This is a genomic window from Bradyrhizobium sp. CB2312 (genome assembly GCF_029714425.1).
Taxonomy (GTDB): Bacteria; Pseudomonadota; Alphaproteobacteria; order Rhizobiales; family Xanthobacteraceae; genus Bradyrhizobium.
The window spans coordinates 448080-465730 of the sequence record NZ_CP121668.1 but is presented as its reverse complement, the minus strand read 5'-3'; the positions used below and the strand labels follow the sequence as shown (position 1 = coordinate 465730).

Sequence of the window (17651 nt, the reverse complement as noted above, 5' to 3'; positions counted from 1 at the left end):
CGACGAGAAAGCAGCGTCTGCTCGAAGGCCCCGCGGAATTTCGAGCGGACCGCGTTGATCGTTCTGACAAGAGGTCCAGAGGCGAGGAGTAATTGAGGCGACTGCGAACCCTGGGTCAGTTTGCAGATCCTGTGCGAGGAAATAAAACAAAGCGCTGGCTATGTCGCAGATAAAGGCGCACGATCCCGCCGCCACCGAGCGGCCCGTAGCATCTATCGGTGGTGTGGACGCGAATAGCGCTCCCGCTCAACCCGACCGCGGAGCACCACATGTCGGCCCAACCTATCCTGAAACAATCATCAACCTTCGAGTACCGTCTCGCACAAGAGGCGATTAATTTGCGCCAACAGGCCAGCGGGATGCCCCTTGGCATCCGCCGCACGGAACTCTTGCGAAAGGCTAGGCAAATCGACGTCGCAGGGGAGGTTAACAAGTGGCTGGCCTCGCCGGGTCTACAGCCACCTCTCTAAGCGTTTTGTCAAAGCGATGAACCTCGGCACGGCGCTGGAAACTAATTCTCATCGGGATTTACTCTCACCCTCCCGGGGCTGGTAAGCGAAGAAATGGTTTCGCACAACCTTACGGCTAGTCGAGAACTCCGCCTAGAGCGGGAGACTCAGTCGAGATGGAAGTGTCTGTTCTCCCAGGCAGCCTCAATGTTTGGTGCTCTCACTTCGGTAGACGATCGATACGCAGAAGAGCCGTTCAGTCGTCGAGCGCACTTCCACTGCCAAATCTGGCCGACTGCCTTTGAATACGGACTCTCTGGCGATCCCAGTCAGCGTTTGCATCGCTTCAACTTCGGCAGCCTTTTGATCCGGGAGCCGCAGGCCCTCCTCGTCGGCGAAGAAATCCCGGCCACTCTGGATATCAAAGAAATAGCGTTCCATAGGAGCGCTCCGGTTCCGTGCAGGCGGGAGCGCTCTCGGTCTCTCAGTCACCGACGCCTACGGGGACAAGCCTCGGCCGGTGATCCGACGACACTACGCCAGCACGAACTTGGTTGCCAGAGATTCCCGGGCCATTCGGGTCTAAGTAGCGGCAATTTGGATAGGCTGCCTCAGTAAGCGTGGCAGAATTGAATTCGAGCCATCCGGCCTCGAGACTATCAGACCGGTGGCTGCAGTTCCGAGAATGCGCCCATTCATCCAGCCGGTAGGCGACATCGGCCTGACGGGCCTTTTTAGTTAGCGCATCCCTTCTGGTCCGGCGGATGCTTTGCGGCTGGTCAAAAACCTCCTTGATTACGTCGATAAGCCCACCCGGTCGGCAGGTTATTCCATGCCGAAACACAGCAGATGGGCCCACAAGCGGAAATCTACTGATCAGGAAGTGCCAAGCAAGCTGATGTCGGTAACGAGATCAGCGCCGGGCACCAACCTGACCAGGCCTGACTTGATCGCATATCCGCCCACTAGGACCTTTGGACGAGCGCCAGCTGGCAACTGTCCGACAAGGGCGCAGATGGCCGCCACACTGTTGAGTTGTTCAGGCAAAGCCATCGAAATCAACAATGCTCTGGGTGCAGCTTGGATGATGTGCTGCGCAAGTTGATGCAAACCGAGATGGTCGACAAGGGTTGGTGTACAGATGTTGCGACTTTCCAACCAAAGGGCGAGCATGCGGACGGCCAGCTTATGAGTATTGCCCGGAGCATTCATGAGAAAATACTGGGGCGCCCTTGCTCGACGCCTTCTTTTGCGTCGTGGCATGGTGCCTTCGATCAGTTCGATCACGCGCTCGCTAAAGGCAGTGAACGCGTGTTCGTCAGCAACGGTGATGGTGCCGGAACGCCACTGTTCGCCGATCTTGTAGAGCAGCGGGGCTAGAATTCCGACGAGGATATCAACGGGCCTGAAGTTGGCGGCGATTGCTTCCTTGATAAGATGCTGAACCGCTAGGAGATCATTCCTTCGTCCTGCCTCGTAGAGCGAATGGTACACACCGCGAAGAAACTCGGAGTGCCTGACGACGTCGCTTGCGAATATATCGGGGTGGTCGGACTCGCATCTTGAACAGAGGCCGTAAGTGACGGAATAGTCCTCATATGGGGAGGTTTCGCCCTGAAATTGCTGACAGTATGAGCACCACTTCAGCATTAACGTCAGCACCTCATATAAGCCGCAAGCCGATCAGCCACTGCGTGGATCAATAAATTGTATAAGCAACTGCGAAGATGCTTGCCATCATCACATTTGCCCTTAGAGACAAGTGCCTCTGGCATGCGGCGGGATAGGCAGATAGGCGTCCCAAAGTTCCATTCCGATAAACTATCGTTTTACATCAACATTTGTTAAGCTCGACTCTGAACCCGGTAGATCGATGATGTTTGAGCGCTGCGGGTCAATGGCTGCCGTTGGCCGCTTCGCGACTACTTTCCGCTTAGCCTTTGGAAGCCGACTGCACGATCTTAAGAAGGGAAGTCAGCCATGGGGCCACAAGCTGAGGTTCACGCGCCCATTTCACCCCTCTCAAGACAGCGACGCCAGCCAGTCCTGCTCTTCCCAGCCCTGACGCCAGAGGTCATATCCAGCTGAGTAGGGCGGAAACGGGTTGTCCTCGATGTTCGTACCATTCCGCTGTGCTTCTCGTCCGACACGAAAAGCAAGCTGACGGGAGACGTGCAATTTTCCCATTATGTCCTTTTAAGTGGCGCGGCTTGGGTAGCTGGCGGCTGTCCACTCTAAGTGCTCGATCCGCGCCCGGTACTCGTGGGCTATCTCAATCAGGCCAACTTGGCGCGCTTGTCACTCGCCAAAGCGGCCTGGCGAAAGGCTACGGCTTCCAGATGTCGCAGATCATCAAGCATCACGCATCATAGCGCGGTTCCAACCGCCCCGCATTCAACCAAGTATGCTCTGGTCACTCTATGGTCCGGAACTCGTTTTGGCGCGACTTCCCAGATTTGGCCTTTCAGATGCTCCAGCCACCAGCGGCATTCCGCAATGCAGGTTCTTTTTTGCGCACATAGACGACGGCTCTCGGCGATGGCCTCATTTGCGCGCTGGAGTAGATCTGCATCCTCGTTCATGGTGCTGGAGCCTACTGCAGCCCAGGCAGTTCGTCATCCTACGACATCGCTCCGTTTAAGACAGCAAACGGTCTTGCGCTCTCGGAACGCCTTGATCTCTAAACCAAGATTGTCACACACCGCAACGTGCCGCCGCCGACAGCCAGCAGCAAAATCATCTCAAGCGCGGCTTGCAGTCCCTTTCTCTTGGTCCGCAATTGCTTTTTCAACTTCTTCCGCGAGGATTTTGAGGTGCGCCGCGAGCCTATCGAACAACTCTCGTTTGTGAGGCTCCGTTGCGGTATCTCGAATTAGTGCGCACTCGGCAGACTGTCCGCAGTTTTTCTGCTTGCATCTGCATATCCGTCATGCAGTGAGCCATTATTCTTATTTGAGGTGCGGTCCAGCCCTCGACGGCTTGGGGGCTGGAAATAGCAAAAGGCGGCGGCGTGCGCCGGATGCGCGATGCGGCAGACATGCATTAGGACGCAGCCATGTAGGACGTTGGCGCGCCAGGTCGCATCAGTTCAAACCAAAGCGAGCGGTCTGCGCGGTAGCCGGCGGCAGAACAAACCCTCTAAGCAGGCGGAGACGGAGCAGCAGCTTGGACGCCAGCAAGTGCAGCTTGCAATGCCGCTTCCTTTGTATGGTCGAGGGACGTTTTCAGGACGGTGCCGCCTTCGCCCTTAAGCCCTTCAAGAACTTTGTCGGCGGTGACCTTGCGAACCAAGACGAACAGCGCTGCGGTGCCGGGCTGGATCGCGGCAGCGGTATCCTTCATGAATTTGTCGTTGATGCCGACATCCGTCAAATATCCGCCGAGCGTGCCAGAGGCGGCACCGAGCGCCGCGCCGACCAGCGGCATCAAGAAGATCAGTCCTATCAGCGAGCCCCAAAAGGCTCCGCTAACCGCACCGGCAGCGGTGGTATTGATCAATTGATTGAGTTTGACGTTTCCCTTGGCGTCTTTGACGGCGATTACCGCATCGCCCAGTTCAATTAAATACTCCTTCTGCATTGCGAACAGTTTTTGGCGAACCTCTTCCGCTTTCGCTTCCGTCGGGAAGGCGATCACGATTAGATCACTCATGGCGGTTCTCCGTTGCGGTGCTCGGAGAGATGAAAAGAAACACAAGAGGCGTGCTTGATTTAGATCAACGCCCTGTCTCGTCGCGACTTGCCGGCCAGCACAAGACCGTAAGACGGGGACGAAGATGGTGGTGACGCCGAGCTGCTGGTCAGGGGCAAACCGATGCGGTCCTGCCCTCGGCTGGGTTGGGAGCCAGGAAGTCGCCAGGGGCGGCCCATCGTTGTGTAAGTCTAATGTCAACGGCCTGCCGATCATGCAGATCGAACCTACGATGAACCATTGTCGCATGGGACAGGACATTTTCTTGACATAACTCAACGGCCACGTGTGGCTTTGTCGATTGTGTGCGTGAAGCGAAAGAAATGGGCACACGAATGACGCTACGTCACTGGCCGCCTTGGTTGTCTCATTTGTTGGTTTGGCTATTGGCTTCAATCGGACTAACCGCGATTGCCAGCGTACTCTGGTGAGACCTCGCCAAGCTCGTCGCTGACACGGCCGCAACCTGACCTCGGGCCATGCTCACGTAGCCACGTCTGCGCTGACGCTGCGAGGGAGCGGCGTCGACCTCAAGTTACCTTGGCACTCAGGCCGGTTGCCATGAACGCGCTACCGCACGCCTATTTGACCGGATAAAACGGAACTGCATAGTCCCGATCCGCAAGGAGGGAAAGCTGCCGTCGATTTTAGTCCAGCAGCGCTTGGCAGAAGCTCGCTAAGTTTTCGCTCACTCACGCGACAGGTCCGCGATTTGGCGGATGCATGTTCAGACGCATTTTTTCCACCGAGCTGGTGGTTGTCATGCTGGCGCTGGGCTGCCGCTGGTGTGATCGTTCTGCCCTGCCACGAACCGCGTGTGAGGTTCGCTTCAGCAAGCGTAGCCGACCAATCGTGCTTAAAACGAGCTCCTCGAATATTGACGCAAGTCGGACACCGGAGTTTTGTGGCACCGTAGCAGCCGCGACCGTCTAAGTTTGCGCGACCCGCGCGCCTGCCGTAAGATGTCGGATAGGCGAATAGGCAGATATCGGTTCCTCCGATGTAGAATGCACAACCTTGGCGGCACTGAGAAACAGGTTTTCATTTGCTGCTTGGTTGGCCGGGCTTTTCTTCTGCGTTGCGGCTGTACTCCTCTCGTCCGCTCCGTCGTTCGGTGAGGGGCACAAGCGTATCATAATCCTTCATTCGTTCGGGCGCGAGTTTAGGCCTTGGAACGAATATGCGAAGGCCATTCGCGCAGAGCTGGATCGGCAGTCGCCTTGGGTCCTTGATGTCCAAGAGCATTCATTGGTATCTGCTCGCTCTAACGACCCAAAGGCTGAACTCGCGTTTGTTGAATATCTTGGTGCATTGTACAACAAAAACCCGCCCGATCTGATCGTGGTGATAGGTGCGCCAGCCGCTGTATTCATACAGCGCTATCGAGACCAATTATTCCCCAACATTCCGATGTTGATCACTGCGGTTGAACAGCGCCGCGTTCAATTTTCGAACCTGACGGAAAACGATGCAGTCGTCGCGGTGAAGCACGACTTTCGGTTCCTTTTTGAAAGCTTCCTACGCATCGCGCCAGAGACGCGAATTGTTGGAATGGTGAACGGCAACACGCCCAATGAGCTCTTTTGGCAAAACGAGATGCGTAAAGAATTGGCACCTCTGGAGCATCGCATCGAAATCAGGTGGTACAACACACTTTCGTTTGAGGAGATATTGAAGCAGATCGCGGACTTGCCGCCGCACTCCGCAATCTTCTGGTTTCAGATGATCGTGGATGGAGCTGGCGTAGCGCACGAAGGGGATCAAGCGATCACGCGATTATATGCCTCTGCTAACGCACCAATCTTCACCACTGATCAGGCCTTCTTTGGGCGCGAAATTATCGGCGGCCCGATGCATTCACCACTTGAATTGGCTAGACGAGCGGGTGCTGTGGCCATGCGTATTCTTGGAGGTGAGAAAGCGGGCAGTATAATTGACGAACCAAGCACCTTCGCAAAACCGAGATATGATTGGCGGGAACTTCAGCGCTGGGGCATCAGCGCAATTCGTCTGCCGCCAGGAAGCGAGATTTACTTTCGTGAACCCGGGATGTGGGACCGATATCGTTCCCAAATCTTACTCGTTGCGGCGATTATCCTCGTACAGGCCGGGTTGATCTCCGGCCTGCTGTTTCAACGCAGCGGACGTCTTCGTGCCGAAGTTCAGGCACGACAACGCTCGGCGGAGTTGGCTCACATCAACCGCGTTGCCATGGCCGGTGAACTCACGGCGACGATTGCGCACGAACTCAACCAGCCGCTCGGCGCTATTTTGACCAACGTCGAGACGGCACAACTAATGGTCAAGTCCCCGGCGCCCGATCTGCGGGAAATCGATGAAATTCTCGCCGACATTCGCCGTGACGACGTGCGCGCGAGTGAGGTTATCGGTCGATTGCGCGCCATGCTGAAAAGAACCCCACTTGAATTCAAAGATGTTGATCTCAACGATGTTGCCGACGAAGCCTTGCAGTTTCTCTCCGCTTTGGCGGGTGCGCGGAAAGTCGACCTGGCGAGTTCCGTTGCGCCGACGCTACTTCCCGTTAAAGGCGACGCTATTCAGCTTCAGCAGGTTATAGTCAACCTAATCGTCAATGCCATGGAAGCGATGGCGAACATTCCGCCCGGTAAACGAAGGATAAAGGTCTCGACCGCACGTGATGGCAATGCTGCCCACCTTTCGGTAACGGATGTCGGTCCTGGCATTCCCACCGACAAACTCCACAAAGTGTTCGAGCCGTTTTTTACGACAAAGAGTGAAGGCATGGGAATGGGCTTGTCGATAGCGCGGACCATTGTCGAGGCTCACAATGGACATCTTTCGGCACAGAGCGATGCTGGCCGCGGCGCAACATTCCGCATCACATTGCCGCTTGCAAAGCAGCCAAGTGACCCAACGCATACAGCGAGTTAGCTGGTCTTGAACACGCGCTCCAGCTCCGTCGCCAGCGTCTCAAGATGATCCGGCCTCATGCACTTACGACTGGGCTTTTGAGCTAAACTCGGTGCGGACGTAGAAACGAGCACAACGAAAACCGCTGACAAAAAGAACCGCTTTATCGGAGTTTTTCCCTTTAGGTAAAGGCTCAAGCGTGTCAAAAAAAGGCTGCAGTCAAATTTTGTCTCAGATGCGACAGCGCGGACGGCCTAGGGTCGGACTCAATTGAGCCAAGCTTATGTTGCTGCGATCAGGACGCCCGAGAGGTAGTTTGCGGCGAGCTTGGCGTATCGGGTCGCGACGCGTCTGACCACCACCTCCCCGTCTGATCTCGAAGGCACCGGCAATTTTCGAGAACTTGCTGATCCAGTTTTGGCCGTTGCGGGTGAAAGCCTTACGGGTGTCGCCGTCGATGTGCAGCTGGATCCGGTAGCCGTCGTACTTGATCTCCTGAATCCAATTGACGCCAGAAGGCGCCTTCATCTTGAGGGTGGCGAGCTGGGGCTTGATGAAGGCCGGCAACGCAGCCTTGATACGCTTCGCCACTAACGGAACTCACAAAAATACGCGCCGCCGGGTGGGCGCCGGCAGCGGGAAGATTACCTTCCTCAGTTCACGAGTCTTCAAACTGCTGCAGTTGGGAGGTGTTCCACGGACGAATACACGCAGATGTCCACACACAACCGCAATCGCGTTTCGAGGTTGTATTTGAGAACACTTCTCGAACAGCGCGCGAACAGGATGTGATAAAAGAGAACGGCGCTATGGAATATCGGGCTGCGCCGTAAGGCTTGTTGAGAAAGAACTCGCGCAGCTACGGATGAAGAGTTCCCGGGATGAGATGCTGCCGCAAACGCAGCGATTTCTCGTCAGCGCTCAGCGGCGACCGACGCGGTTGACTGGACCGCCGCGATTTATAGCAGTGCCCTGAGTTACCGACCCGCGCACTGCGCGCGCGACCGGGCGAGGCCTAAGCACAACGCCAGCCCTTGCGATGCAGCTCGGGGGATAGCCGATGTACTGGCAATACACCACCGCTCCGGCGGGGGCGCTGCTGAGAGTAACACCAGCAAGTCCCAACACAGCGCTGATCAACAAGCCCCCGACTGCGCCAGAACCAATTGAAAAACGATCCCACTGCATGACGCCTCCTCAAAGCGTGCGCTTAGTGATGCCGTGACGGCTCCATGTAGCAGCGCCGCTATCGACATGAGGTGTGAGCTTGCAAGCCAGGCTCGCGTTGACATAGGTCAACATCGTCAGATTTGGTCGGCGCCTTACAAATCAGGCCCGCTGCTGTGCTTAGCTTGCGCGCCAGACGGTGAGACATGAAGCAAGCTTTTGAGCTACTCGCAGAAACTTCGGCTGTCACTGCTGCTGTCTTGTGGTTTGCTTCTGCGCGCGTCCGTCTTTGCAAAAGCAAATTCGCAAAACGCGGCTTGGGGAGCGGTGTCGACGATCCACGTGCCCTGCTTCGGATGGTCTATCGACAAAGTCAGTGGAGCGCCTGGGCAGCCATCGCCGCCGGACTAGCGGCATTGTTCGCTCTCGCAGATGGCTTTGGGGGCTAGGCGTTAACCGGGCAGACCGTGCCACCGCCTCTCCTCAGCGACCGCGTGAGCCAGGACGTGGATCTCGCTTCAGCGGCTACGGCGTTCTGATCGCGACCAGATACTAATCGCTACTGTCTGCACAAACCAGAAGCCTTGGCTCACCGAGGCTTTTTTGCTTATGACGCCGCTGAGGGCACTTCCCGAAGCGGGCCTGCGCGGCGTGCTGGTCGAGGTCCCGGTGATGCTTTCGGTCGTCCGCATCGTGAAGGCAACACGAAGCTGGTATGAGACCGGAGCGTCGCCCTCCAGCCACGTCGAGCGCTCATCGACCCTAGCGTCCCAGCCGCTTTTCGACGCGCTTACGGTTGTTGCCGACCTTCTTCGGGGGCTTTCTTCATCGCAGAGGCTGATCGCTTCGTACCAGACTTCATAGTCCTGTGCTTTGCCCACCCGTGCCCGGTCCTGTTTGCGTCCACGCGCGGTCTTCTTCTTCGCTGTGCATCGGCTCCTCCTCTTGCGAACTGATGACGTCTTGGTCGAGATCAACGCACATCCGTGGCGGCTCGACCTGGATTGGCGCTGGCCAGGCCGCCCTCGAATTCGGCTGCATGATAAGCATCAATCCGGACGCGCACTCGATTCCGGAACTCGACCACATGCACTGGGGAGTCGAGATGACCCGGAAGGGCGTTGTCTCTGCCGACCGGGTCTCAACGCCATGGCGCTTCCGGAGATCATGCGCTACTTCCGCCGGAAGCGGCGCCCGTTCGCCCGGGCGGCGTGATGCTGCAGGCGCGGGTCTCGCTATACGGCACCGTCGTCGCGGTCGCCGCCGATCGCGGGCACCACTTCAGCAAGCCCTCTCGGGAGCGGATCGTGCTGGTCGAAAGCCATGGCGTCGAAGGCGACGCGCACGCCGGTCCCTCTGTCGACACAGTTGTCTAGCCCGCCTCCGATCCCGGCTTCCCAACCTGCGGCAGGTCCACCTGATCCCGTCCGAACTCCTCGCAGCCCTCTCGGAGGCTGGTTTCGCAATCGGAGCCGGAGAGCTCGGCGAGAACATCAGCACTGCCGGCTTGGACCTCGAACGGATACCACTCTTTAACGCTCATCGAGCTCGGGCCTGCGGCGGTCATCGAGTTGACCCGCCTCCGGATGCCCTGCGTCCTGATCGACCGCTTCCAGGCCGGCTTGAAAAGGAAGGTTCTCTCGTCGGCGGAAACGGCCCACCATTCAAATGTAGGGTGTTAGGCGTGGTTCGGTCCGGCGGACCGGTCAGGGCCCGCGATATCGCGCGGGGTCGGCTCCCGTCCTCTCATTGGCTCTTGCCGTCCCTCTAGTTGCCTGTGTCCACAACGCAGCGATCTGGATGCGGATGCAGACCGCACGACGCCGGGGGAAGCTGGCCGCCTGACGGGCTCGTTCGCGGGCAGCTAGTTCTCGGGGCCACCCTTCGGCGTGGCGGAAGGAATTTCGCCGAACAATCGGCGATAATACGCGGCGAACCGACCGAGGTCCGAATGCCACTTCGGAAACCGTCGTTTCACCGGGCGCGGCATTCTGCAGAAGCAGGCGCGCCTCGCACAACCGCCGCCTCCTAAGGTACGTCATCGGTGGGATGCCTATGACTTCGTCGAAGGCCCTGTGAAGCGCGCGCTGCGACGAGCCTGAGACCGCAACGAGCTCCGAGATGTGGACGGGCGCGGTGCCAGAACGATGGAGATACTCCTGAGCCCTCCTCACCAGCCGCTGCGGCGAGGCGGCGAATGTGTCGGAGCGTTCGGAGTTCGCGATCGTGAAGCAGGCGCTTTCGAGGATGTTCTTCTTCCAGAAGTAGCGCAAGTCGGCCCCGTCAACGCCCCCGGCCTAATTCGCGAGCTACCCTGCGCTCTTTGGCTCTGAAATTTATGCGGTCCTTGATCGCCTGAGTTATCTGGCGGAAGCGTTGCGCAATGTCTTGCCTGATGTGACGCGCACTGTCGACCAACCGCCAAGCGGCGATGGTGAGTGACGTTTCAGCTGACATTTCACGCGAAGCCTCTACCATCCGTCGTGCTGCGCGTGCAACTCGACCGACGTTGAGTGATCCTGGCTCGCATCGCATTTGAAGTTGGCCGGTCCGTGCGAATTCAATGCGATCGTCGGCGAAATCCACAACGTTCACTTTTTCTGCGTAAGATGTCGCCTCGCTGAAAAGCCGCTCACGAATTGCAGCCTCCCCTGGAACCAGGCGCGGGTCGAGTTGGCGCTTCGCTACAGCAGCTTCAAGCCGATTGCGTTCGGCGACGACGTAGGCATCGATCTTATGTCTCGTAAGTCCGACATAAATCTCCCGTGCGTCCGTCGGCTTCGCCACGTACAGCACGGCGGCAGCGGACGTTCGGCCTTGCACTGAATACGCCGTGCCCGCATAGGCCAGCGAAATACGCGGCGGCCTAGGTGGACCTTCGGCGCGCTCGCGAGCTAGACACCCCCATTCCGTTTCGATTATGCGACCGTCATCGAGCCGAACGGCGATTTTCACATCTGCATCGTCTTGCGTCAGGCGTTCGATTGTACCACGGGTCCCGTTCCGAATGCTGAATCGGGGAAGGTTTTCACTGAATCGGATGAGGTCGCCTTGGGCAAGCTCAATCGTGCCAATTTTCTTGTCACGGCCAACAGCAGGGAGAGATAAATCCTCACTCAGTAGGCGCCCTTCAGAACGCAGGACAGCGCGCGCCGCTCTGTTGAGAGCTGCGGCATCAGAATTCCGCCGCGTGACGATTAAAACATCATCACCATGCACATGGCGATAGGTGTTCCACATCTCGATCACCCGAGCTTGCGCCTTGGCTTCGCCAGGCACAACCTCAAGCTTACGGTGTTGCGCGTAGGCACGCAGACCCGCGTCGGAATCACCTCTGGCCATCACAATCGATGCCGCGCGCTGCCACTCCACCGTTTGTCGACGCACTTGCGATAAAACTGCGCCGCGCCCAATCACGTCGGAGATCGCTTTCAGCGCACTGCCTCCCGGCACAGCCTGGAGCTGACGCCGATCCCCGAGGCACACAACCTTAGTGTGCGCTTCATGAGCTGCGCTTAAGACTGTCTCGAGATCCCGTACGCCGGCCAAGCCGGTCTCATCGATAATAATCAGCGTATTAGCATCGATCTCGGATCCGATTTTGCGCTCATGGTCGTATCGCCATTTGGCGATAGCGCATGCTTCAATACCGCAAGATTTGGAAAGTTCGTCAGCAGCCACCCAGGTGGGCGTTAATCCCAAAATCTTGAGACCGGAGCGCTGGGCAGCTTCGACCAGCGCCTGCGTCATCACCGTTTTCCCAGTGCCGGCGGGTGCCTCGCATATAGTCACCCCATCGCGATTGGCGGCAAACCTGATAGCATCGGCTTGTTCCTGAGAAAGATAGGGCGCGTTTGCGAGCGCAGCCTCAAGCGCTTCCTGTTGAAACCAGTCCTGCTCATTCAGGCGATCCGCGGATCGTAGCAGGCTTGCTTCGGCGGCAGCGATAGCCTGCGTGGTCCAGTACTCTGCTTGTCGTTCCCCCGTAAGCTTACGGACAATTCCACATTCCTCGTACGACCGCAGCTCCGCCCAAACCTGGTCTATGCTGACCGCGCGAATGGCCGCCTCGATGAGAGCTCCATGCACCAAGTCCCTGCGGGTGATTACACTCTGATGCCGGAAGAGCTTCGAGGCGGCAACCGCGACCGGACCCGACCCCTCAATTTCTGGAGGATCCAAATCGCGTTCTGGGGCCAGTTCGACCTCTTGGCCAGGCACGTAGTTGCGCACCGCCTCCCATGGATCGGTGCCAGTTTGCGCGAGCTCTTCTTTCCAGCGAGCCTCCAGGATCTCACCTACGGGGACTTCATCTTTTGACCCGCGCGTCGCCAGCGCGGCCAATTCCTTCTGTGCGCCGGTCGCGTCCCGTCCAACAAGCTCCTCTATCTGCCGCGATCGCTTCGAGAAGGTCTCAATTACACTTTGTGGGATGCCGGCAATCTCGAATTGATTGCGCCCAGCTTCACGCAGCGGAAACCCGATAGCGGCTAAACGGTGCGCCAATGAGGCTCTGAACGCCGCGCCAAGGACGAGCTGGTGCTCGAACAATTTTTCGGGCTCAAGGGTACGATATTTTTCGCCCGATCCAGCCGTGTTTAGTAAAACGGCGTGCGTATGGATGGCACAGTCGCCCTCACGCGAGGTGTAATGATCGAAACGACCGACGATAACGTCGGCGGCAGGCTCGCGGAGATATCCACCCGCACCTAAGCGGACTTCTACGAGGCGCTCATCCACTAAGAATCTGAGAGCATCCTCAACCGCAGCGCGGTGCAGCGCGTGAAGGGTAACACGTTGCTGCTCGTCTCCCGCCATCCACAAAATGGATAGGGATTTCGGGGCAGAGAACGTGATGTCCCATCCGGCTCGATGCTTTGGTCCGGCACCGCGGACGAGTCGCTCGCCAGTGCGCGGATCAATCCCCGCACAAAGATCTCGAAAGCTCTCCTTGTCGATCGCAGCACCGTGCCGAACGATCGTTTCGCCCGTCGTCCACCAAAGGCCACCACCGTCCCGAATGTAGTACTCGTCCCGGCTCCTAGGGCGCGCCTCGCGATTGGGATCGTTGACGTAGTACAGACCGGCGTCGCGGCCGGCGCCCAACGTATGTAGCGAGGCGGTCATACCTTCGGAGGCGAATACCGGCAGATACTGGACACCTCGACGCCGCCCCCAGCGGAAGCCTCACCGACAAGGCTCGCCAAATCCAAGAGCCCCTGGTCGACCGTGTCCAGGCGATCGAGGAGCGCGACATACCGAAGAGCGATATCCAGGTGCTGCTCAATGCATTGGGCAATCAGATCGGCCGGCGCAATTTTCGCTACCCGAGCGGCCTGTTCGAGCCGCTCGGACAGCTTCGGCTCGATCTGCACCCTGTAGGTTTGCATGCGCCCTCCCAGCAATTCGCAATGATGGCAACTTGACCGCTGCCCTGGCCCGTCGCATGAGATGGGCCGTGCATCAACCCTCGATTCGCTGCCCTCTCCCATTGTGGTTAGTGGATGGCAACTTTAGTGCGTGTGGTGTGAAAATCGAGATAAATGGTCCTGAACTGGTAAACTGACTGGTATCCACTAGTCCCACTAGTGCTCGCTAGTCGGCCGGCAGAGCGCCTATATTAAGCTCGTCATGCCCCTCGATCCCAAGAAGCTGCGAGAAGACGCCCGGCGCCTCCAGAAGGCTCGTCCGCCGACGACAGTGGGCAAGGAGACGACCGGGACGACCTCAGCTATCAGAACCGCCCTTCCTATCATCTACGACCTCCGAAAAGAGGGGATCTCTTGGCCCGTGATCGCTCAAGCGCTGGCTGGGCAGGGCATCGTTCAAGGCAGAGACCGCATCCCGCTAACGACCAAACGCCTCACGGCGATCGTCAGCCAGCTGGAGGGCCAGGAGCGAAAAAAAGCCAACCGAGCGGAGCGGGTCCGGCACGATGTCGTCCAGCAACCGGCGAACCGCCAGCTTAAGCTCAGGTTGTCACCGGATCTCGCGGGCCCTCGTGCGGACACGGAACGCAACACGCAATCCACCGAAGAAAATTTGCGTCGATCTGCATTCGAAAAGATTCAGTCATTGTTGAAGAAGGAAGAATGATGGCCCGGATTCTACTCGTCACGCAAGAAAAGGGCGGGGTCGGCAAAACCGTTTTCGCGCGAGCCCTGGCCGAAGCGGTCGACGGCGCGCCCGTTATTGAAATCGATTCGAGCCCCCGTATGATCGAGCTGGGCGACCGGGTCACATTCTTCAAAATGCGAGCTGACCGCGCCACTATCGAAAAGACGGGCGGCAAGGCGTCTCGCGCGGAATTTGATGGTGTGCTGGCCGCTCTCGAAACTGCAACTATTCCGACGATTGTCGATGTCGGCGCGAACACTTCGCTCACATTCCTGAGCGTCATCTCTGAGATTGCACCCGTTTTGTCTAACAACGGCGCCGAATTTGGTATCTGCGTAATCGTTACGACTGAACATGCCGCCATCGCTGCCGCGACATCGATTCTTTCATCGACCAAACCTTGGGCGAAAGCTCAGTTCCTGATCGAAAATCGGTTGCACGAAGCTGTCGAGGCGGAGTGGATCAGGAGGAACAGCAACGGCATCAAAGTCACTTCATTCGATCAACAGGTGCTCGAAGATGGCGCCGACGAGATTTTACAGGCCGGAGGATTGGCGACCATCGGTCAACTCGATCAAGCGAAGCTCCGAGCGAAACATGGCCTTGGCCCCGCCTTGCGCATTCAGAAGGACCTTGAGCGATTTCGGAAAGAGGCGATGGACGCCGTCAGGCCGGCCGCAGAATGGCTGATTGGATGAGCGCCAATAGAAAAGTATTGAGCAAGAAATATAAGTTGGCTGCCCGCCGTGTAACGGACGTAGAGCGGCGGCTCGAAGCAGTTAGCAAGCACCGGCTGACAGAGCTCTTGAAATTGTCAAAGATGCAGCGTCTTAACGCGATCGATGATGCCGATCTTCTCCCAAACGAACGGAACGAACTGCGAAAGTCGCTCTTGATCGACGATGCACCTCCAAATTGGCACGCTGTAGCTTGGCGGACGAAGGCGCTGCTTCGTCGACATCGGGTGCTGTCCTTCTCATCCCTACTGCGCGCTTGCTGCGTCGCGGCCCTTATCTTGCCGGTGGGATATTATTTATACGTCGCGTGGCGCAATACGGGCGAGCTGATCGTCGCCTCCAGTCCAGTGACTGTGGATTGGCAAATGCCGAGTGGCAAAGTTCTCAGGCGCACAGTCCCGGCCGGCGAAAGTCTAGTGCTACTGAAGCGCTCCGATGGATCTTACGTCCTCAGAAAGTGGTATGCCCGCGAGGGTTACGCTATAGCCAAGATTAATGTCGCAGATCACCTCTAAAGCGCTCAGTTGCTCTTACCGACAGGTGGTTGAAAATCAACGATCGATGCAAAGCGCGGATCATCATGAGCAACCGTGCGCTTCAGCTTAACCCGGTCCGGTGTGTGCGACAGGCTGTTCAAGAACATAATCTGGTTCTTCTGCAACAACGTTGGGATATCAGAGGCGGGCACAAGCCGCAGCGCTTCGGACGTTTTCGTCTGAACCGGCTTTCCCGTCTTGGAGTCGGGCGTCGTCGTGATTTTGATCCCGGTGTAGGTGCCGAGCGCGTTCGACCAATATTCGTTCTCTTTTGGTAGAGCCGCTGGAAGATTAAAGACGTTGAGCATTTCTGCGGTCGCAATCATGGTGTCGGCGCCGTTGACGTTGAATGTTTCAACGAGTTGGGATCGAGACTGCCAGAACGTCCAAATCGACAGTCCGTAACCGGGCAATTCGCCTACGCCGTTCAAAACGGCGTCAAATCGACCGAGCACGAATGCCTCGTCGATGAAAGCGATGATGCGTTCACTAGGTCGATTCCTACGCACAGACGCGAACAGGTCGGCGAGTAACCAGCGAACATAAGGCGCCAGAATTTTCTTTTCCTCGCCGGCAGGTAGCACGATAAACAGATCGACATTCCCGGCAGCAAGGTCAGCCAATTCGAAAGTATGGGCCTGAACCACATCTTGCATGCGGCTGTCCCGTAACCACTGCGTGGCTTGCTGGGCGGTCGACGTTATACTGTCGCGGGATCTTGCATCCATTTCAAGTATTGCGACCGCAGCCTGAGATGAGTGATCCGTTGCTCCGCTGACCGCCTTTATCATGTCATCAGGCTTCATGAGGAGCAAAGCTGCTCCGACCGGATCGGCTTTTCCGTTGCGAACTGTCGCCAGAATCGCCGCAACGATCAGATCGCTGGCTCGGCTTTGGAAATAGCTGTTTTCACTGGCTTCCTTTGCAGGGGGCAAAAGCGATAGGGCCATGCTCTGAAGATAGAGAATGTTTGACGGATCAAGGAGAATAAGCGGGTTCCATCGGTCGACACCGCCAGCGAGTTTGAGCGGATCGATACAGCGCACCACGCGCCCCATAGATTCACGGCGACGTTTTACAGCCCGGTAGGCATCGCCTTTCGGATCGATGACAACAGCTGGCCCTGCCCAAGCGTCAGGTTCTGGAAACGCCAGGTTTGGAATAATGAAGCCGTCTGTCTTCCCCGTTCGAGGTGGCGCGATTGTGAGAAGATTTCCCTCCACCTGAATCCGTACGGCTTTGCCAGTGATCGGGTCGATACCGACCTCTAACCCCCTATTCATTTTGCGGACAGTTCTGTTCGACGCCCATTTGGCATCGCCATAGACCCCTGAATTGTCCCGGATCGAACCGGGGGTGCCCGCGACGAGAAGAAGCGCGGCAATGAAGGTTGTCACGCCCGAGATGGCATAGAATTGGACGGTCCCGCCGCCAGCGAAGGCGGGCAATTTCCCCTGCGCCATTTCCCAATACGTGCCGAAGATCATCGGAAAGTTGATGAAGCGATCAAATAAATGAAGTGCCCACGCAGCAGGCGAGACGCCAGCGAGCTCTGGCGGCCAACTCGCTGCAAGCCAACCATGCTGCGCAATAAAGGCGGCCGGATAGCCAATCGCGAGCGCAAAGCAAACAACGATGAGCGTGAGCAATAGTCTGGGAAAGGTCGGGTTCATAAAAAACAACGCGCTTCTTTGGTGTCACTACAAACCAGACGAATTCTTACGATCCCGCGAAGAACTGATTGGCTTTTTAAGGAACCGAAGCAAGCGGTGTTAGTACGTGTGTGTTCTATGTTGCTAAACAGCGTGGAGTAGCAAGAAGAAATGTCAGGTCCCGACTTTAACAGACTAGAAGATATGGCGATTGCGCTAGAGGAAGCCCGAGATCTGCTTTTCCAGGACTTGAAAGCGGCCACTCCTGGCGATTACCCCAGTATGCCCGGCGACAACGACGAGGCCCGGCGCTCGAAGTTCGGGGAAACCATCCTTGTACATTTCTGGGGAGTAGAAGGTCGGGGCAACCCAACACTCAAAAAGACGCAGGAGCAATGCGCCGAGCTGCTC

Annotated in this window: 14 protein-coding genes and 2 pseudogenes; 6 read left to right on the top strand and 10 right to left on the bottom strand. The window is 57.4% G+C overall.

The genetic code is table 11. The annotated features are described in order from the left end of the window. Positions 1 to 653: 653 nt before the first annotated feature. The 3 genes from QA642_RS02225 to QA642_RS02210 form a co-directional block, all read right to left on the bottom strand. Entirely contained in the window at positions 654 to 890 is a 237-nt protein-coding gene (locus QA642_RS02225; protein ID WP_283083187.1) for a hypothetical protein, read from the bottom strand. A gap of 435 nt (positions 891 to 1325) precedes the next feature. Continuing rightward, the gene (locus QA642_RS02220) at positions 1326 to 1943 is read right to left on the bottom strand and encodes a B12-binding domain-containing protein (protein WP_283083186.1); all 618 of its coding nucleotides are present in this window, start codon (positions 1941 to 1943) and stop codon (positions 1326 to 1328) included. Positions 1944 to 3587: 1644 nt separating this feature from the next. Beyond that, positions 3588 to 4100 (bottom strand): DUF1269 domain-containing protein, encoded by a 513-nt coding sequence (locus tag QA642_RS02210; protein WP_283083185.1) that lies wholly within the window; start codon positions 4098 to 4100, stop codon positions 3588 to 3590. A 1056-nt stretch (positions 4101 to 5156) separates the two neighbouring features. Between QA642_RS02210 and QA642_RS02205 the strand changes: the two genes are divergently transcribed. Next, on the top strand, positions 5157 to 7052 hold the full coding sequence (locus tag QA642_RS02205) for a sensor histidine kinase (protein WP_283083184.1): 1896 nt from the start codon (positions 5157 to 5159) through the stop codon (positions 7050 to 7052). A 210-nt stretch (positions 7053 to 7262) separates the two neighbouring features. On the opposite strand, the gene QA642_RS02200 is transcribed toward QA642_RS02205, so the two are convergent. The 3 genes and pseudogenes from QA642_RS02200 to QA642_RS02190 form a co-directional block, all read right to left on the bottom strand. Further along, the gene (locus tag QA642_RS02200) at positions 7263 to 7622 is read right to left on the bottom strand and encodes a hypothetical protein (RefSeq protein WP_283083183.1); all 360 of its coding nucleotides are present in this window, start codon (positions 7620 to 7622) and stop codon (positions 7263 to 7265) included. Between the two features lie 330 nt (positions 7623 to 7952). Then, positions 7953 to 8219, bottom strand: coding sequence for a hypothetical protein (locus tag QA642_RS02195; RefSeq protein ID WP_283083182.1), 267 nt, complete (start codon positions 8217 to 8219; stop codon positions 7953 to 7955). A 741-nt stretch (positions 8220 to 8960) separates the two neighbouring features. Continuing rightward, positions 8961 to 9172, bottom strand: a pseudogene (locus tag QA642_RS02190) (DUF3606 domain-containing protein). On the opposite strand from QA642_RS02190, the pseudogene QA642_RS02185 reads away from it, so the two are divergent. After that, positions 9156 to 9413 (top strand): annotated as a pseudogene (locus tag QA642_RS02185) (DNA polymerase/3'-5' exonuclease PolX); the annotation flags it as partial. The pseudogenes QA642_RS02190 and QA642_RS02185 sit on opposite strands and share 17 nt — an antisense overlap. Next, positions 9413 to 9574, top strand: a complete 162-nt coding sequence (locus QA642_RS02180) for a hypothetical protein (RefSeq protein ID WP_283083181.1) — start codon at positions 9413 to 9415, stop codon at positions 9572 to 9574. The pseudogene QA642_RS02185 and the gene QA642_RS02180, both read left to right, overlap by 1 nt. On the opposite strand, the gene QA642_RS02175 is transcribed toward QA642_RS02180, so the two are convergent. The 3 genes from QA642_RS02175 to QA642_RS02165 all read right to left on the bottom strand — a co-directional run bounded on the left by QA642_RS02175 (position 9571) and on the right by QA642_RS02165 (position 13588). After that, positions 9571 to 9765 (bottom strand): hypothetical protein, encoded by a 195-nt coding sequence (locus QA642_RS02175; protein WP_283083180.1) that lies wholly within the window; start codon positions 9763 to 9765, stop codon positions 9571 to 9573. The two genes, QA642_RS02180 and QA642_RS02175, sit on opposite strands and share 4 nt — an antisense overlap. Before the next feature lie 716 nt (positions 9766 to 10481). Further along, positions 10482 to 13325, bottom strand: a complete 2844-nt coding sequence (mobF, locus tag QA642_RS02170) for a MobF family relaxase (protein WP_283083179.1) — start codon at positions 13323 to 13325, stop codon at positions 10482 to 10484. Further along, the gene (locus QA642_RS02165; protein WP_283083178.1) at positions 13322 to 13588 is read right to left on the bottom strand and encodes a hypothetical protein; all 267 of its coding nucleotides are present in this window, start codon (positions 13586 to 13588) and stop codon (positions 13322 to 13324) included. Before QA642_RS02165 ends, mobF begins: the two co-directional genes overlap by 4 nt. Before the next feature lie 241 nt (positions 13589 to 13829). On the opposite strand from QA642_RS02165, the gene QA642_RS02160 reads away from it, so the two are divergent. From QA642_RS02160 to QA642_RS02150, 3 genes are read left to right on the top strand one after another with little or no spacing between them, the layout of a single operon-like run. After that, positions 13830 to 14294 carry a hypothetical protein gene (locus QA642_RS02160; RefSeq protein ID WP_283083177.1) on the top strand — a complete coding sequence of 155 codons (465 nt, stop codon included), beginning with the start codon at positions 13830 to 13832 and terminating at the stop codon, positions 14292 to 14294. Further along, on the top strand, positions 14291 to 15013 hold the full coding sequence (locus tag QA642_RS02155) for a hypothetical protein (protein ID WP_283083176.1): 723 nt from the start codon (positions 14291 to 14293) through the stop codon (positions 15011 to 15013). Before QA642_RS02160 ends, QA642_RS02155 begins: the two co-directional genes overlap by 4 nt. Beyond that, entirely contained in the window at positions 14998 to 15567 is a 570-nt protein-coding gene (locus QA642_RS02150; protein ID WP_283083175.1) for a hypothetical protein, read from the top strand. The genes QA642_RS02155 and QA642_RS02150 overlap by 16 nt, the downstream gene beginning before the upstream one ends. 5 nt (positions 15568 to 15572) lie before the next feature. Here the strand turns inward: QA642_RS02150 and QA642_RS02145 are convergent, their stop codons facing one another. Further along, positions 15573 to 17261, bottom strand: coding sequence for a type IV secretory system conjugative DNA transfer family protein (locus QA642_RS02145; RefSeq protein ID WP_283083174.1), 1689 nt, complete (start codon positions 17259 to 17261; stop codon positions 15573 to 15575). Positions 17262 to 17651: the final 390 nt, after the last annotated feature.

Coding starts and splice junctions, on each gene's coding strand:
- QA642_RS02150 (WP_283083175.1), top strand. CDS start 14,998: ATGGCTGATTGGATGAGCGCCAATAGAAAAGTATTGAGCAAGAAATAT.
- QA642_RS02160 (WP_283083177.1), top strand. CDS start 13,830: ATGCCCCTCGATCCCAAGAAGCTGCGAGAAGACGCCCGGCGCCTCCAG.
- QA642_RS02165 (WP_283083178.1), bottom strand. CDS start 13,588: ATGCAAACCTACAGGGTGCAGATCGAGCCGAAGCTGTCCGAGCGGCTC.
- QA642_RS02175 (WP_283083180.1), bottom strand. CDS start 9,765: ATGACCGCCGCAGGCCCGAGCTCGATGAGCGTTAAAGAGTGGTATCCG.
- QA642_RS02225 (WP_283083187.1), bottom strand. CDS start 890: ATGGAACGCTATTTCTTTGATATCCAGAGTGGCCGGGATTTCTTCGCC.
- QA642_RS02195 (WP_283083182.1), bottom strand. CDS start 8,219: ATGCAGTGGGATCGTTTTTCAATTGGTTCTGGCGCAGTCGGGGGCTTG.
- QA642_RS02155 (WP_283083176.1), top strand. CDS start 14,291: ATGATGGCCCGGATTCTACTCGTCACGCAAGAAAAGGGCGGGGTCGGC.
- QA642_RS02210 (WP_283083185.1), bottom strand. CDS start 4,100: ATGAGTGATCTAATCGTGATCGCCTTCCCGACGGAAGCGAAAGCGGAA.
- QA642_RS02180 (WP_283083181.1), top strand. CDS start 9,413: ATGCTGCAGGCGCGGGTCTCGCTATACGGCACCGTCGTCGCGGTCGCC.
- QA642_RS02145 (WP_283083174.1), bottom strand. CDS start 17,261: ATGAACCCGACCTTTCCCAGACTATTGCTCACGCTCATCGTTGTTTGC.
- mobF (WP_283083179.1), bottom strand. CDS start 13,325: ATGACCGCCTCGCTACATACGTTGGGCGCCGGCCGCGACGCCGGTCTG.